This window comes from Pseudocitrobacter sp. 2023LY-00077 (assembly GCF_055796175.1).
Genome location: NZ_JBSPEI010000014.1, coordinates 69862 through 84426, shown reverse-complemented (window position 1 = coordinate 84426; position 14565 = coordinate 69862). Strand labels below are relative to the sequence as shown.

Genomic DNA, 14565 nt, shown 5'->3' with positions numbered 1-14565 from the left:
GGGGTTTTGGAATCGTATGTTGTTCCGGACCCTACGGCGCATTGCCGACGACCACCACCACACGCACGACGACCACCGCGGCTGGTAGCGCGGTTTTTAGTAGGGTCGACGTCATCATGGAAGGAGTCATTAGGGACCTGTTTATCAATTCATCAATTGAATTCATACAAACACAGGTTGTGAAAGCTGGCAACGGAAAAAAATTCATCTGCGCGAAAATGTCTGCGCGATCACACTCCAGAGTCATGCTGAGACTGGCAAGATTAGTTGCCGTCACCGTCTATAAATCCTGCCTGGCTGCTACAAATCATTCACATATCTGATGGTTAAATTGTCATCTTGATATGGTAGATTCCACCCGCATTTAGGGTAATAAGCAGCAGCTTATTCTTATATTTTCTTTTTTTATAAAATATCAGAGAAATGAAAAGCCAAAGAAACGTCACTATCTTACTGATGCTGGTGTTGCTGGTTGCCGTCGGACAGATGGCGCAAACCATATATATTCCTGCAATTGCTGATATGGCACGCGATCTCAACGTTCGCGAGGGCGCGGTGCAAAGCGTCATGGCCGCCTATCTGCTGACCTATGGCGTTTCGCAACTTTTCTATGGCCCACTATCTGACCGCGTAGGTCGCCGCCCGGTGATCCTCGTCGGGATGTCGATTTTCATGCTGGCGACGGTTATCGCCATGTCCACCCACGACCTGACGGTGCTGATTGCCGCCAGCGCGTTACAGGGAATGGGTACAGGCGTGGGCGGCGTAATGGCGCGCACCCTGCCGCGCGATCTGTACGAGGGCAGCCAGCTTCGCCACGCTAACAGCCTGTTGAATATGGGTATTCTGGTGAGCCCACTGCTCGCACCGCTGATTGGCGGGCTGCTTGATACCGCCTGGAGCTGGCGTGCATGCTACGGCTTCCTGCTGACCCTGTGCGTGATTGTTACCTTCAGCATGGCGCGCTGGATGCCGGAAACGCGCCCGACCGGTGCGCCGAAAACGCGTCTTATCAGCAACTATAAAACGCTATTTGGCAGCAGCGCATTCAACTGCTATTTGCTGATGCTGATTGGTGGCCTCGCAGGCATTGCGGTGTTTGAAGCCTGCTCCGGCGTACTGATGGGCGCGGTGCTTGGTCTGAACAGCATGGTGGTGAGCATTCTGTTTATTCTGCCGATCCCGGCGGCATTCTTTGGCGCATGGTTCGCCGGGCGTCCGAATAAACGTTTCTCTACGCTAATGTGGCAGTCGGTCATGAGTTGCCTGGTCGCCGGGCTGATGATGTGGATACCGGGCCTGTTCGGCGTGATGACCGTCTGGACGCTGCTGGTGCCCGCCGCACTGTTCTTCTTCGGCGCGGGGATGCTCTTTCCGTTGGCGACCAGCGGTGCGATGGAACCCTTCCCGTTCCTCGCCGGTACCGCAGGCGCGCTGGTCGGTGGCTTGCAGAACATTGGTTCCGGCGTGCTGGCATGGCTTTCCGCGATGATGCCACAGACGGGTCAGGCCAGCCTTGGCCTGCTGATGACACTGATGGGCCTGCTGATTTTCCTCTGCTGGCTACCGCTGGCTTCACGCTTTCATCAACATCAGCAGCCGGTGTAAGCCGCCTGCTCCTGCAACCAACCAATAAACGCCTCGATTTTCGGCCACTGACGGCCAGGCAGCGTAGTGACGTAATAGTGCTGATGACATTTCAGCGCCATGTCGCCGAAGGGAGCCACCAGCTCCCCGCTATCGAGGCGCTTTTGTACCAGCCTTTTGCGCCCCATTGCCACGCCAATATGATTCATCGCGGCAATCACCGCTAAATCTGAACGATCGAAGCCAATGCCCGATGATGTCGGCAGATTCACTGCAAAATGCTGCGCCCAGCTGTGCCATTCATCGGTGCCTGAGTCGTTGCTCCACGCCTGCCTGTCGTGCAGCAATGTGCAGTGCGGCAGATTCACCAGCCGTCCATGCAGATCAAAACGCCGCGCGTAATCGGGGCTGCACACCGGCAAAATTTCTTCATCCATCAAAAAATGATGCGTGAGCTGCGTCGATGGCGCATCGTCGAAGTAAATCGCCAGGTCGATGCCCGCCCGCTGTAAATTAACGTTGTCATTCCCGGTTAGCATAGTCAGCGAAATTGCTGGATAGCGGCGGGTGAAATCACCCAACGCGGGTACCAGCCAGCACTGAGCAATGGACGGACGCGAATAAACCGTCAGCGTGCCGGAGAGCTCCTGGTTTTTGATGTCCAGAATTTCCTGGTTGAGGGTATCGAGCGACGATTTCAGCGCCCAGAACACCCGCTTTCCTTCGTGCGTCAGCTCTACTTTACGGTGCGAGCGGACAAACAGCTGAATGCCCAGCTCCTCTTCCAGTTGGTTAATGCGATGGCTGACAGCGCTGGGGCTCAGCGAGAGTTCATCCGCCGCCAGCGCAAAAGACTGATGCCTCGCCGCAACCTCAAAAGTGTAAAGCTTCGATAACTGCCAGCCGTTCAGCAGCCGATTTCGCACATCGCGCAGGGGATCCATAACCGCCTCATCAAACCCAAATAATGCTTATCAGTGTAAAAAAATACGCTGCAAAAATCAGCGCAATGATGAATCAGAGTGAACCATCTCGCAATTTACCCTCATTATTCGACATAACTCACCACTTTGATTCAATCTGGCTCATGTGAAAGGTCAAATACATCGTTTGTCAGGCTATGCCCATTTTCTGTCCAATAGGGGCAGGTTAATCACAGGGCAAGGTGAGATATGCACTCTCAAATCTGGGTTGTGAGCACGCTGCTGATAAGCATCGTGTTGATCGTTTTGACCATCGTGAAGTTTAAATTCCACCCGTTTCTGGCGCTGCTGTTAGCCAGCTTCTTTGTGGGCGCGATGATGGGCATGGGCCCGCTGGATATGGTTAATGCCGTGGAAAGCGGGATTGGCGGTACGCTGGGCTTCCTGGCCGCCGTTATCGGCCTGGGCACCATTCTGGGCAAAATGATGGAAGTCTCCGGTGCGGCAGAGCGCATTGGGCTGACGCTTCAGCGCTGCCGATGGCTCTCTGCTGACGTCATTATGGTGCTGGTGGGGCTGATTTGTGGGATTACGTTGTTTGTGGAAGTGGGCGTCGTGCTGCTGATCCCACTGGCGTTTTCCATCGCCAAAAAAACCAATACGTCGTTGTTAAAGCTGGCGATTCCGCTGTGTACTGCATTGATGGCCGTTCACTGCGTTGTGCCACCGCACCCGGCTGCGCTGTTTGTGGCCAATAAACTGGGCGCGGATCTGGGTACGGTTATCGTCTACGGCCTGCTGGTCGGGCTAATGGCCTCACTTATCGGCGGCCCGCTATACCTGAAATTCCTCGGTCATCGCCTGCCCTTTAAGGCGGTACCCGCCGAGTTTTCAGACCTTGAAGTACGCGATGAAAAAACGCTGCCGTCGCTTGGCGCAACGTTGTTTACGGTTCTCCTGCCGATTGGCCTGATGCTGGTGAAAACCATCGCCGAGCTCAATATGGCGAAAGGCAGTACGCTTTACACGCTGCTGGAGTTTATCGGCAACCCGATAACCGCCATGTTTATCGCCGTGTTTGTGGCTTATTACATCCTTGGCCTGCGTCAGCACATTGGCATGAGCACCCTGCTGACCCATACGGAGAACGGTTTTGGTTCCATCGCCAACATTCTGCTGATTATCGGTGCGGGCGGGGCGTTCAACGCTATCCTCAAAAGCAGCGGCCTGGCAGATACGCTGGCGCTGATCCTCTCCAACATGCATATGCACCCGATTCTGCTGGCGTGGCTGGTGGCGTTGATTCTGCATGCGGCGGTTGGTTCCGCCACGGTAGCGATGATGGGTGCAACGGCGATTGTCGCCCCGATGCTGCCGCTTTACCCAAACGTAAGCCCGGAGATCATCGCCATTGCTATTGGTTCTGGCGCAATTGGCTGCACGATCGTCACAGATTCCCTCTTCTGGCTGGTGAAACAGTATTGCGGCGCGACCCTTAACGAAACGTTCAAATACTATACAACGGCGACATTTATTGCCTCCGTCGTTGCACTGGCATGCACATTCCTGCTTTCCTTTATCATCTAAGCGCAAAGAGACGTACTATGGAAAACATTCAAAAACTCATCGCTCAATATCCTTTAGTGGACGACCTGGTCGCGCTCAAAGAGACCACCTGGTTTAACCCCGGTACCACCTCTCTTGCGGAAGGTTTACCCTATGTTGGCCTGACGGAACAAGACGTTAAGGCAGCACACGACCGTTTGACACGTTTTGCGCCGTATCTGGCAAAAGCGTTTCCGGAAACCGCCGCAACCGGCGGAATTATTGAATCTGACGTGGTGGCAATTCCGGCCATGCAGCAGCGGCTGGAAAAGCAGTTCGCCCAGAAAATTAGCGGCGAAATCCTGCTTAAGAAAGACAGTCATCTGCCGATTTCTGGTTCGATTAAAGCCCGTGGCGGCATCTATGAAGTGCTGACCCACGCCGAGAAACTGGCGCTGGAAGCGGGCCTGCTGAGCACCGAAGATGACTACAGCGTGCTGCTCTCGCCTGAGTTCAAACAGTTCTTCAGCCAGTACAGCATCGCGGTGGGCTCAACCGGGAATCTGGGGTTGTCGATCGGTATCATGAGCGCCTGCATCGGTTTTAAGGTTACCGTGCATATGTCCGCCGACGCCCGCGCCTGGAAAAAAGCGAAGCTGCGCAGCCACGGCGTAACGGTGGTCGAGTACGAAGAAGATTACGGCGTGGCGGTCGAACAGGGGCGCAAAGCGGCGGAGTCAGACCCGAACTGCTTCTTTATCGACGATGAAAACTCCCGCACCTTATTCCTTGGCTATGCCGTCGCCGGGCAGCGCCTGAAAGCGCAGTTTGCCCAGCAGGGGCGTGTGGTCGATGCCGATCATCCGCTGTTTGTTTATCTGCCGTGCGGCGTGGGCGGCGGCCCTGGCGGCGTGGCATTTGGCCTGAAGTTGGCTTTTGGCGATAACGTTCACTGCTTCTTTGCTGAGCCAACTCACTCGCCGTGCATGCTATTGGGCGTGTACACCGGCCTGCACGATGCGCTTTCCGTTCAGGATATCGGCATTGATAACCTGACGGCGGCAGACGGGCTGGCGGTAGGCCGCGCATCCGGCTTTGTAGGCCGCGCGATGGAACGCCTGCTCGACGGGCTTTATACGCTCGACGATCAGACCATGTACGACATGCTGGGCTGGCTGGCGCAGGAAGAAAATATTCGTCTGGAGCCTTCAGCACTGGCAGGTATGGCCGGGCCGCAGCGCGTTTGCACATCCACCGCGTATCAGCAGATGCACGGTTTCAGTACCGAACAACTTAGCCACGCCACCCATCTGGTATGGGCGACGGGCGGCGGCATGGTGCCGGAAGAAGAGATGGCGCAGTATCTGGCGAAAGGGCGTTAACGACCACTAGCTTTGCTGGAGCATCATCATCAGCTCAACGGGTGAACGATGGTGCTTCAGCAGATCGCGCATCGCTTTCATATGCGGCGCGGAATGGGTGAAGAAGTGGCGATAGCCTTCGCACAGGGCGCTTTTGCCTGCATTCAGACGATGTTTTGGGCAATCACCCTGACACAAGCGCAGCACAGGGCATTGTCGGCAAGTCTCCGTCAGCGCGTGCTGTTTGTTTGCGCCAAAAGCCGCGACCTCTGGCTGTGCGTTTAGCACCTTCAGCGGTTGCTCGTGAATATTGCCCAGCCGATACGCCGGATAGACATAGTGATCGCACTGATAAAGATCGCCATTAGATTCCAACGCAAAAGCGTGGCCACAGCGCTCACTTTGCGCACACATTTGGGAAGGATAGCCACACCAGACCCCCAGCGTGGAATCGAAAAGTTGCACGTAAACGCGGCCGATATCTTCTCTCACCCAGACGGAAAAGACGCGCGTCAGGAAGGTTCCCCAGCTTTCTGCGGTCAACGATTCTGCGCTTAACTGACCGTTTTCACCCTGCTCAACCAGTGGGATGAACTGGATAAACGGCGTGCCGAGTGTACGTAAGTAGCGATAAAGCGCCTGCGGATGCTGACTATTAAGGTTATTGACGACCACCAGCAGGTTGAATTCAACGCGATGTGTGGTCAAAAGATGGATAGCATCGACAACTTTGTGATGAGTGGGCTTGCCGCTATTGCTAACCCGAAGTGCATCATGCAACGGCGCGGGACCATCGATAGAAATTCCTACCAGCCAGTTATGCTCGCGGAAAAACTGACACCACGCATCGTTAAGCAGAATACCGTTGGTCTGGAAGGCATTAGCAATGCGCTTGCCATTTGCGTAGCGCTGCTGAAGCGCGGCAACACGTTTAAAATAATCCAGCCCGCAGAGCGTAGGTTCGCCACCCTGCCAGGCAAACAGCACTTCATCGCCCGGCTGCGCGTCGATATGTTGACGAATAAACGCCTCAAGCGTGTCGTCATCCATTACGCATTGTTGTGGTTTTTCAATATAGAAGCAGTATCTGCAACGCAGATTACAACGGGAACTGGCCGGTTTGACCATGACCTGACAGCCTGTCATAGATAATCCTTTATCAATAACCCCACCTGACGCAGATGCGTTACCGCAAACAGCAACGCCAGTGAGAGAACCGCAAGCGCGATAAAAAACTTATCGCGCACCACGCGGGGTTGCGCAAAATCATTTTGAGCAACGTCCATTAAAATGCGATTTCGAGTATATCGCCAAAGCACCGGTGCGGCTATTGCCAGTACCGCAATTGAGATCCAGAACAAAATCCCTGCCTGATGCCAGTTATGTTTTATCGCTAGCAGCATCAGTGCAGCGTAACCAAGTAGGGTACGAAACCAGGCAAGCGAGGTACGCTCAGGCTGCAGACCTGGATCACTCTCCCTGCGCGCTTTACGGTTAGCCGGCATAAAGCACAAGGCCCATCACAATGGCGGCAACAACCATTAAAATCACACTGATAATCAGTAAGCTATGGGTGTAAGGCAGGTCCTCCTTCAGCCGCATCGCTTTTTCATTACGCAGCCAGCGCAAATAACCGTAAATCGCCAACCCGCCCGCGAACAAACACAGCAAAAGTGCCAGGAGTTCACGAATGACCGGCGTTGCGAAGTCAGGCGCCAGCTGGTCAAGGCCGACGCCCGCCGCCAGAAAGCCCAGCGATGTGCGGATCCACGCCAGAAAAGTGCGTTCATTCGCCAGCGAGAAACGGTAATCCGGGGCTTCTCCGAGGCGGGAAATTTTCATTGTGGCTCCTTGTCGTTGGGCTTAATCGGTCATCAAAACTTCTGCTTTTTCTCTTCCACTTTGACGCCCTGTGTTGGCAGCCCAGTGTCGTAATCTCGCACTACCGGTGAATAGCCGTCTTCCGGGCGCGGGCGAAATGCCCCCATCCAGCGCGGCGTCGCATCGTTGCGCCAGGGGCGCAAGCTCCACTGATAAGTACGGAACGGATCGCGGATTTTATCCATATAATCCAGTAAATCATCGTGCATTTTATCGCGTATCGCGGCGAATTCCTCGACGTTAATCAAGTTGTTAAGTTCGTCTGGATCATTCACGCGATCGTACAATTCGTCACTGGTGAAAAGATTTAGCACCAGTTTAAAGCGATCCGCTACCCAACAGCGCACCGGAATAAACCCGCCAAAACTGTCGTGTTCTATTTCATAACGGTTAAACTCCACCATCACACCGCGTGGAGAATCCACCTTAAGTATATTTTCTCCAGGTAGAATATCTGGCTTATCAATACCCGCCAGCGCCATCATTGTAGGCAACAGGTCGATATGGCTAACTGGGGTATCCACCTGTGCAGCCCCCCCTTGAGGGGCGCGGATAATCAGTGGAATGCGCGTGATGTCATCGTACATCGCTGCCCCTTTACTGATCAGTTTATGCGCCCCCATCATTTCACCGTGATCGGAAGTGTAAATCACCCACGTATTTTCGCGCTGTTCAGGGGTTAATGCGTTGATAACACGACCAATCTGATCATCAACAAAATCATTGCAGGCAAAGTACATCGGATGATGATACAACCCGCTGTTATCAACCGGGGAAGGCATTGCCTCAGCCCACAGACGATGATGTTCAGGTTTATTCACGAGGTCATCACGCGCTTTCGGCCCCAGGTCGTAATAGAAATCCTGATACTTCTCCAGATACTCAACCGGGCAGGTGAAAGGATGATGCGGTTCATCATAGGAGACCACCATCAGAAACGGTTCATCGTCGCGTTGCGGTTGTTGCAGAAAATCCACCGCCCGGTTGCTGATGCGATGGGCCCAAGTGAAGGTTTCGTCAATCTGGTGATTCTGCAAATCTTCAACGCTATTCAGGCCATTTCGCCACAGGCCAATCTCCTCATCGGTCAGCTCCGCCAGGTAGTTAGCGCCGTCATACCAGTATTGCGGATCCCACTCTGGCGGGCATACCCCGGTGCCGAAATAGTCGTGTCCATCAAGATGCCACTTGCCGATGTAACAGGTGTGGTAGCCCGCATCCTGGAAATAGCGCCCCATGGTGGAGATATTTTTCCCTGGTGCGACATTGTTCGTCCACGGCCCGGACTGATTCGCATAAATACCGGTAAACAGCCCGGCGCGTGCGGGCGTGCATACGGGCGAGCAGGTATATGCTGAGTTAAAACGTAATCCTTCGCGGGCAAGCTGGTCGATATGCTGCGTGTTGAGCGCCTTCCCGCTATAGCAGCCCACCATGTTGGTGGCCTGGGTGTCCGTCATGATGAAGAGAAAATTTGGGCGTTTCATAGGGAATCCTTCGCGTAAGAGGCTGTTTTACGGCTGCGTAAGCTGTCAAAAATCAGGTAGATAACGACCAGTGCGGTGATGCAGTAGCTGATGATGGCGATCCAGCGAGTCGGGTATCCGCCAAATTGGGCAAGGCCGGTATAGACGCCAATCATCGCGAACAAAACGCCAAGAGAGGCGATCTTCACGTTTTTCCACGGTTTCATGTCCACCGCAAAAGCGTCGTGAAACTTAAACGGCGTCGCTCGTGGTTTAATTGCGCCAATGATCAGCATGACGACAACGTTGATACAGAAGGTGCAGGCCAGCACATAGAGAAAATGGAAATCGAATTTCACCAGGTAATTGATGGTGATATAGCTGACTATTCCCAATCCCATCGCCACCTTCGCTGCGAGCGCAGGAATGCGGGGGAAGAAAAAGCCCATGATGATAATGGTGACTAACGGAACGTTATAAATTCCGTTGAGCTGTTTCATCCAGCTGTATAACCCCTGCGGGGCATTCGCTATCCACGGCGCAACCAAAATAGAGACTACGGCCACAATAAAACCAAAACGTCGTCCAACCACAACAAGCCTGTCTGGTGTCGCTTGCTCATTAATAATTCGACGATAGATCCCCATACTAAAGAGCGTTGATGCGCTATTCAGAAAGCCACAAAACGCGCTGATAATGGCACCAAATAACACCGCGCTGAAGAATCCAATAAGCGGTAACGGCATAACCCTGTTAACCAGAGCCGGATAAGCCATATCGGCTTTTGGCAAATCCTGAAAGAGATGAAATGCAATAACGCCAGGTAGCACCAGAATCAGCGGATCAAGCATTTTCAGCACCGCAGTCAGGAGCGCGCCCTTTTGCCCTTCCGCCAAACTTTTTGACGCCAGTGTGCGCTGAACGATACCTTGATTCGTGCACCAGTAGAACGTATTCACCAGAATCAGACCGGTGAATGCAGCCCCGATAGGTAGAGGGTCAGAGTTGCTGCCGACAGAGTTAAGCATTTCGCTATGATCGGTAGTGAGTTTGCTAAGACCCGCAGTAAAGCTTCCCTCCCCCATCACCACCAGACCAAAAAAGGGTACCAATAAGCCGCCGATGACCAGACCGATACCGTTAATGACATCCGCGACGGCTATCGCGCGCATACCCCCAACAACCGCATATAAAATGCCGGATAACCCCAGCATCGTAACCAATATCCAGATGGCGGCGCCATGTGAAATACCGAACGTTTCGGTGACATGGAACATGCTATTAAAGGCTAACGCTCCCGAGTACAAAATGATGGGTAAGAAGCAGATCCCGGTCGCGATAAGAAAGCAGAAATCGATAATTATGCGGGTCGTTTTGTCGTAACGTTCTTCGAGAAAATCGGGGATCGTGGCAATGCCACGTTGCAGATAGCGCGGCAGGAAGATTAGCGCGAGAAAGATTAATGTCACCGCCGAGGTGACTTCCCAACCCATCACCGACATCCCGCTTTTGTAGGCCTGGCCGGAGAGCCCCACCAGTTGCTCGGTCGACAGATTGGTGAGCATCAAAGAAGCGGCAATCACCGGTGCTTTGAGCAAGCGACCAGCCAGAAAATATCCCTGCTGGGAACCGGTATCCGCTTTGCGGACTTTCCACCAGGTAATCACGGCAACCAACAACGTAAATCCGATAAAGCTCACAATTTGCTGAATATTCATTTTTTAGCCCTGAATCATAATCTAACCCCGGCGGCTGTAATATCTGAATACCACCGGTCTACAGGCATAGATTTTTCAAAATAAATACGTCGCTTCCCTGGCATCACCGTTTTCTGATAACGTTTGTGTCAGGTTGCAGGCATAATTCTCCGACGAGTAATTAAAATGAATGGAAAAAAGAGTATTTCGCATGTAAAAAACGAAACCACTTTTAATATTCCGCTACTGATTAACGAAAATGTGATCTCTAGCGGAATTTCGTTGCTCTCTCTTTGGCATACCTTTGCCGATGAACGTTATCAGGTATTTTGGCCACGCGATAAGAAAAAACCGCTGATCGCGAACTCATGGGTGGCCGTCTACACGGTACAGGGCTGCGGTAAAATCTTGCTTAAAAACAACGATCTGATCACACTCAATGGCAACTGCATTATCTTTTTGAAGCCTACAGACATCCAATCCTATCACTGTGATGGTTTACTCTGGGAACAGTACTGGATGGAGTTTATCCCCACCAGCGTAATGGAAATTCCGATATTACAGAAAGGTATTATTTATAACGGAGAAATCTTTAGTGCTGAATTAAAAGAGGTCTCTGATTTAATTACCAGCGATAATGCCATGCAACATAATCTCGCCGTTGCTTATCTCACGAAAATTATATACCAGTGGATTTATCTTATTTCCCAGAATGAGAAAAAAGATCCGCAGCGAAATCAGGTCGAGAAGTTAATTACCGCGTTGCATGCCAGCCCACAAAAGCGCTGGACGGTTACCGAAATGGCACGATTTATCCCCTGTAGTGAGGCGTGGCTGCGCCGTCTTTTTCTTCGTTACACTGGCAAAACACCTAATGAGTATTATCTGGATGCCAGGCTGAATCTCGCACTGTCATTATTAAAGCAGGAGGGAAATACGGTAGGTAATGTGGCAGATATGCTGAGCTTTTTTGATGCTTTTCATTTCAGCAAAGCATTTAAACAGAAATTTGGCTACGCTCCTTCGGCGGTGTTAAAACATCAGGGGCAGCGCCCACAGGACGCTGCCCCTGGCGGTTAATTCAATTCCGGCCAATACTCCCTATTCGCCTCAACCAAATCATCAAGAATCGCCTTCGCCACCGATGCGCTCGGCACCGTTTTCGACAGCGTAATCGCCTGCCACAATTTCTGGTATGAGCGCTCTTCCCAAGCATCCACTACCAGTTTTTCGACCATCACCTGCTGGCCCATCATCCCTTTCTGGAAGTGCGGGATTTCACCAACGGTCAGCGGCTCTGGTCCGTTGTGGCCCACCAGGCACGGAATTTCGACCATCGCGTCAGCGTCAAAGTTAGGAATGGCGCCATTATTCGGCACAATCAACAGCATGCGCTCCTGAGTATTGAAGGCAATCGCCGCCGCCAGATCGACGATGTAAGACGCGTGTTCATCGATTTCCAGCTCGCCTGCGGATGAGTTACCCGCTTCAATAATTGCCCGGCAGGCGCTGAAGACATGTTTCTCGCGGTGGTCCATCACTTCGTTGGCACGCGTGCGTTCCGGATTGGAGTGGGCCACCACGTAGTCCGGGAACAGGTAATATTTCAGGTACGTGTTGGGCAGGGTTTGCGGGTCGAGGGCCTGTACATCTTTCGCCTTGGCAAAGGTATCGTTCCAGCTGGCTTCCGTATGTGGATCGTTAGAAGGCGGTACATAGCCATGTTTGGCCACATATTCGCGTAATTTCGGCATCAAATCGTTACCTTGCAGATCCTCGATGGAGGTCCACCAGCCGAAGTGGTTCAGGCCGTAGTAGCGTACGCGCATCTGTTTGCGGTCTTGCAGGCCCACGATTTGCGCCATGCGCCCTTCAATACCGATCGGCATATCGCAGATGTTGAGGATTTTCGCATTCGGGCGCAGGCGGCGGGTCGCTTCCGCCACAATCGCCGCCGGGTTGGAGTAGTTCAGCATCCAGGCGTTCGGCGAATATTTTTCCATGTAGTCCACCAGCTCCAGCACACCGCCGATGGAGCGCATGCCGTAGGCAATCCCACCCGGCCCGCAGGTTTCCTGACCCAGTACGCCGTGGCGCAGCGGGATTTTTTCATCTTTTTCACGCATCGGGTATTTGCCAACGCGGATATGCGCCATCACAAAATCAACATCGGTAAAGGCCGCTTCTGGATCGGTGGTGTAGCTGAATTCGATATCCGGAGCCTGCTCTTTGAGAACGATTTTACAGGCCTCGGCGATCACTTCCTGACGCGCCCCGTCGTTGTCGTAAAATTTCAGTGAACGCAGAGGGAAACGATCCTGGTTTGCCAGCAACATCAGGACGATACCGGGAGTAAATGTGCTGCCGCCGCCTGCGATAACAACTGAGAATTTTTTCATGATACTGCCTCCGTCATGGTGGATTGTTCGGTCGGGAAAGATTCTTTCATTAGGGTTTCCAGCTGGTCGCGAACCTGGGGGACATGCAGGCCGACAATCACCTGAATTCCGTTGCCACGGCGCACGACGCCGTGTGCGCCCAGCGCTTTAAAGATCTCGTCACTTTGCGTATGCGCCATGTCTTTCAGGGCTATGCGCAGTCGGGTGGCGCAGTTATTGATACTTTCAATATTTGCCGCGCCGCCCAACGCTTGCAGGAATCCGGCGGCCTGACCCAGTTTGGTGTCAGGTGCGCCTGCGGCGCTGGTTTTGCCGCGTACAGCCTGGTAATCGGCTTTGCTGTAGAGTTTGATTTCGCTTTCTTCGCGGCCCGGCGTTTTCAGGTTGAAGCGCAGAATCAGGGTGCGGAAGATGACGAAGTAGAGCGCGGTAAAGCACACGCCAACGCCAATCTGGATAAACATCATCGACGCATGGTTGTGGAACATCGGTATCCAGTTTTGCGGCAGGAACTGATCCAAAAGGCCACCTCCGAAGTTGCCGACGACACCGCACATATACATCACCGTCGCCATCGTTGCGGCCAGCACGGCGTGTACGGCGAACAGCAGCGGCGAGATAAACAGGAAGGTGAACTCCAGCGGTTCAGTGATGCCAACCAGCATCGCCGTCAGCGTGGCGGGAATCAGCAAACCAGCGACTTTGACGCGGTTTTCCGGCGCGGCGGTGAAGTAGAGCGCCAGCGCAATGCCAACGGAGCCAAAGACCTTCGAGTTGCCGTGCAGGGCGAAACCGCCTTCCGGGAACAGTACTTTCAGCGGTTCAGTGCTCTGGCTGAATTCCTGTAAATGCTGCGCCCAGTAAACCTGAATGCCGCTTTCAACCACCGCCGGGCCAAAGATGAACGGGCCATAGACGAAGTGGTGTAACCCGGTCGGAATCAAAATACGTTCCAGGAAGATATAAACCCATACACCCAGCGCCCCGGCAGAGCGTAAAAATGCCTGCAGTGATTCAATGCCTAATTGCACTTTGGGCCAGCCGAGCAGGGTTAACCAGGCGCAGGGGATCATCGCCAGGAAAGCGACAATCACCACAAACGATGTTCCCTGGAAAATACCGAGAAATACCGGCAGGGGTTTATCAAAATAACGGTTATGCAGCGCAGTAACGATACCGGAAATAACGATCGCGCCAATAATACTGGTGTCGAGCGTTTTTATTCCGGCGATCATCGTCAGGCCACTACCGGCGGTAGGATCGACGGAAAAATCGACGCCAAAAAAGTGGCCCCAGGTCATTCCCATCGCGTTAATAAAGTAGTTCCAGGTGAGGAAACTCACCAGCACCGCCAGACAGGCTCGGCCCTGCGCCTGCTTTGCCAGGCCAATCGGTAAGCCAACGGCGAAAATAAGCGGCATGTTGCGAAATACGGTCCAGCCGCCTTCTTCAATAATATGAACAATCTGAGCAAATAAATTATCGGGAGCCGTGAGCGCTTCGCCGACAAACATCGGGTTACGCAACATAATGGCGATACCCACCACGATCCCGGCAAAAGGAAACAGCAATACCGGGGTAAACATGGCGCCGCCAAAGCGTTGTATTTGACTGAGCATTTGGTAATCCTCATTTAACAACTTGTAGGGTGAGTGGCTTTATTTATCTTCTCTATCAGCCTGCTTCGAGAATAGGAATTTGCCGGG

Annotated in this window: 13 protein-coding genes; 4 read left to right on the top strand and 9 right to left on the bottom strand. The window is 53.0% G+C overall.

The window, feature by feature from the left end:
* Window positions 1–31 precede the first annotated feature (31 nt).
* A complete protein-coding gene (gene ivbL, locus ACWWFX_RS17960; protein WP_072277096.1) occupies window positions 32–130 on the bottom strand; it encodes an ilvB operon leader peptide IvbL in 99 nt (32 codons plus the stop codon).
* 293 nt (window positions 131–423) lie between these two features.
* On the opposite strand from ivbL, the gene emrD reads away from it, so the two are divergent.
* Complete coding sequence (gene emrD, locus ACWWFX_RS17955) at window positions 424–1608, top strand: multidrug efflux MFS transporter EmrD (RefSeq protein WP_327622001.1); 1185 nt, start codon at window positions 424–426, stop codon at window positions 1606–1608.
* Here the strand turns inward: emrD and dsdC are convergent.
* The gene (gene dsdC / locus ACWWFX_RS17950) at window positions 1593–2531 is read right to left on the bottom strand and encodes a DNA-binding transcriptional regulator DsdC (protein ID WP_473224409.1); all 939 of its coding nucleotides are present in this window, start codon (window positions 2529–2531) and stop codon (window positions 1593–1595) included. The two genes, emrD and dsdC, sit on opposite strands and share 16 nt — an antisense overlap.
* Window positions 2532–2759: 228 nt before the next feature.
* Here dsdC and dsdX point away from each other — a divergent pair, with 228 nt between their 5' ends.
* Together dsdX and dsdA are read left to right on the top strand one after the other, a co-directional pair.
* Complete coding sequence (dsdX, locus tag ACWWFX_RS17945; RefSeq protein WP_276222868.1) at window positions 2760–4097, top strand: D-serine transporter DsdX; 1338 nt, start codon at window positions 2760–2762, stop codon at window positions 4095–4097.
* Window positions 4098–4114: 17 nt separating this feature from the next.
* Window positions 4115–5437 (top strand): D-serine ammonia-lyase, encoded by a 1323-nt coding sequence (gene dsdA / locus ACWWFX_RS17940; protein WP_473224408.1) that lies wholly within the window; start codon window positions 4115–4117, stop codon window positions 5435–5437.
* 6 nt (window positions 5438–5443) lie between these two features.
* Here the strand turns inward: dsdA and ACWWFX_RS17935 are convergent, their stop codons facing one another.
* Genes ACWWFX_RS17935 through ACWWFX_RS17915 form a run of 5 tightly spaced genes read right to left on the bottom strand, consistent with a single transcriptional unit; the run spans window position 5444 to window position 10481 of the window.
* Complete coding sequence (locus tag ACWWFX_RS17935; RefSeq protein WP_276222862.1) at window positions 5444–6562, bottom strand: anaerobic sulfatase maturase; 1119 nt, start codon at window positions 6560–6562, stop codon at window positions 5444–5446.
* A complete protein-coding gene (locus ACWWFX_RS17930; RefSeq protein ID WP_276222861.1) occupies window positions 6559–6921 on the bottom strand; it encodes a DUF202 domain-containing protein in 363 nt (120 codons plus the stop codon). Before ACWWFX_RS17930 ends, ACWWFX_RS17935 begins: the two co-directional genes overlap by 4 nt.
* Complete coding sequence (locus ACWWFX_RS17925; protein WP_015343946.1) at window positions 6911–7258, bottom strand: YidH family protein; 348 nt, start codon at window positions 7256–7258, stop codon at window positions 6911–6913. The genes ACWWFX_RS17930 and ACWWFX_RS17925 overlap by 11 nt, the downstream gene beginning before the upstream one ends.
* Window positions 7259–7290: 32 nt before the next feature.
* Window positions 7291–8784 carry a sulfatase-like hydrolase/transferase gene (locus ACWWFX_RS17920; protein WP_473224407.1) on the bottom strand — a complete coding sequence of 498 codons (1494 nt, stop codon included), beginning with the start codon at window positions 8782–8784 and terminating at the stop codon, window positions 7291–7293.
* On the bottom strand, window positions 8781–10481 hold the full coding sequence (locus ACWWFX_RS17915) for a solute:sodium symporter family transporter (RefSeq protein ID WP_473224406.1): 1701 nt from the start codon (window positions 10479–10481) through the stop codon (window positions 8781–8783). Before ACWWFX_RS17915 ends, ACWWFX_RS17920 begins: the two co-directional genes overlap by 4 nt.
* A 165-nt stretch (window positions 10482–10646) precedes the next feature.
* Between ACWWFX_RS17915 and ACWWFX_RS17910 the strand changes: the two genes are divergently transcribed.
* Window positions 10647–11540 carry a helix-turn-helix transcriptional regulator gene (locus tag ACWWFX_RS17910; protein ID WP_473224405.1) on the top strand — a complete coding sequence of 298 codons (894 nt, stop codon included), beginning with the start codon at window positions 10647–10649 and terminating at the stop codon, window positions 11538–11540.
* On the opposite strand, the gene ACWWFX_RS17905 is transcribed toward ACWWFX_RS17910, so the two are convergent.
* Together ACWWFX_RS17905 and ACWWFX_RS17900 are read right to left on the bottom strand one after the other, a co-directional pair.
* Entirely contained in the window at window positions 11537–12859 is a 1323-nt protein-coding gene (locus ACWWFX_RS17905) for a 6-phospho-alpha-glucosidase (RefSeq protein ID WP_015343942.1), read from the bottom strand. The genes ACWWFX_RS17910 and ACWWFX_RS17905 overlap by 4 nt on opposite strands.
* Window positions 12856–14478 (bottom strand): alpha-glucoside-specific PTS transporter subunit IIBC, encoded by a 1623-nt coding sequence (locus ACWWFX_RS17900; RefSeq protein ID WP_473224404.1) that lies wholly within the window; start codon window positions 14476–14478, stop codon window positions 12856–12858. Before ACWWFX_RS17900 ends, ACWWFX_RS17905 begins: the two co-directional genes overlap by 4 nt.
* Between the last annotated feature and the right edge of the window lie 87 nt (window positions 14479–14565).

What these genes read in the sequence shown, in the direction of transcription:
- dsdA (WP_473224408.1), top strand. Translation starts at nt 4,115, where the DNA reads ATGGAAAACATTCAAAAACTCATCGCTCAATATCCTTTAGTGGACGAC.
- dsdC (WP_473224409.1), bottom strand. Translation starts at nt 2,531, where the DNA reads ATGGATCCCCTGCGCGATGTGCGAAATCGGCTGCTGAACGGCTGGCAG.
- ACWWFX_RS17900 (WP_473224404.1), bottom strand. Translation starts at nt 14,478, where the DNA reads ATGCTCAGTCAAATACAACGCTTTGGCGGCGCCATGTTTACCCCGGTA.
- ACWWFX_RS17915 (WP_473224406.1), bottom strand. Translation starts at nt 10,481, where the DNA reads ATGAATATTCAGCAAATTGTGAGCTTTATCGGATTTACGTTGTTGGTT.
- ACWWFX_RS17925 (WP_015343946.1), bottom strand. Translation starts at nt 7,258, where the DNA reads ATGAAAATTTCCCGCCTCGGAGAAGCCCCGGATTACCGTTTCTCGCTG.
- ACWWFX_RS17905 (WP_015343942.1), bottom strand. Translation starts at nt 12,859, where the DNA reads ATGAAAAAATTCTCAGTTGTTATCGCAGGCGGCGGCAGCACATTTACT.
- ACWWFX_RS17935 (WP_276222862.1), bottom strand. Translation starts at nt 6,562, where the DNA reads ATGACAGGCTGTCAGGTCATGGTCAAACCGGCCAGTTCCCGTTGTAAT.
- ACWWFX_RS17910 (WP_473224405.1), top strand. Translation starts at nt 10,647, where the DNA reads ATGAATGGAAAAAAGAGTATTTCGCATGTAAAAAACGAAACCACTTTT.
- dsdX (WP_276222868.1), top strand. Translation starts at nt 2,760, where the DNA reads ATGCACTCTCAAATCTGGGTTGTGAGCACGCTGCTGATAAGCATCGTG.
- ivbL (WP_072277096.1), bottom strand. Translation starts at nt 130, where the DNA reads ATGACTCCTTCCATGATGACGTCGACCCTACTAAAAACCGCGCTACCA.
- ACWWFX_RS17920 (WP_473224407.1), bottom strand. Translation starts at nt 8,784, where the DNA reads ATGAAACGCCCAAATTTTCTCTTCATCATGACGGACACCCAGGCCACC.
- ACWWFX_RS17930 (WP_276222861.1), bottom strand. Translation starts at nt 6,921, where the DNA reads ATGCCGGCTAACCGTAAAGCGCGCAGGGAGAGTGATCCAGGTCTGCAG.
- emrD (WP_327622001.1), top strand. Translation starts at nt 424, where the DNA reads ATGAAAAGCCAAAGAAACGTCACTATCTTACTGATGCTGGTGTTGCTG.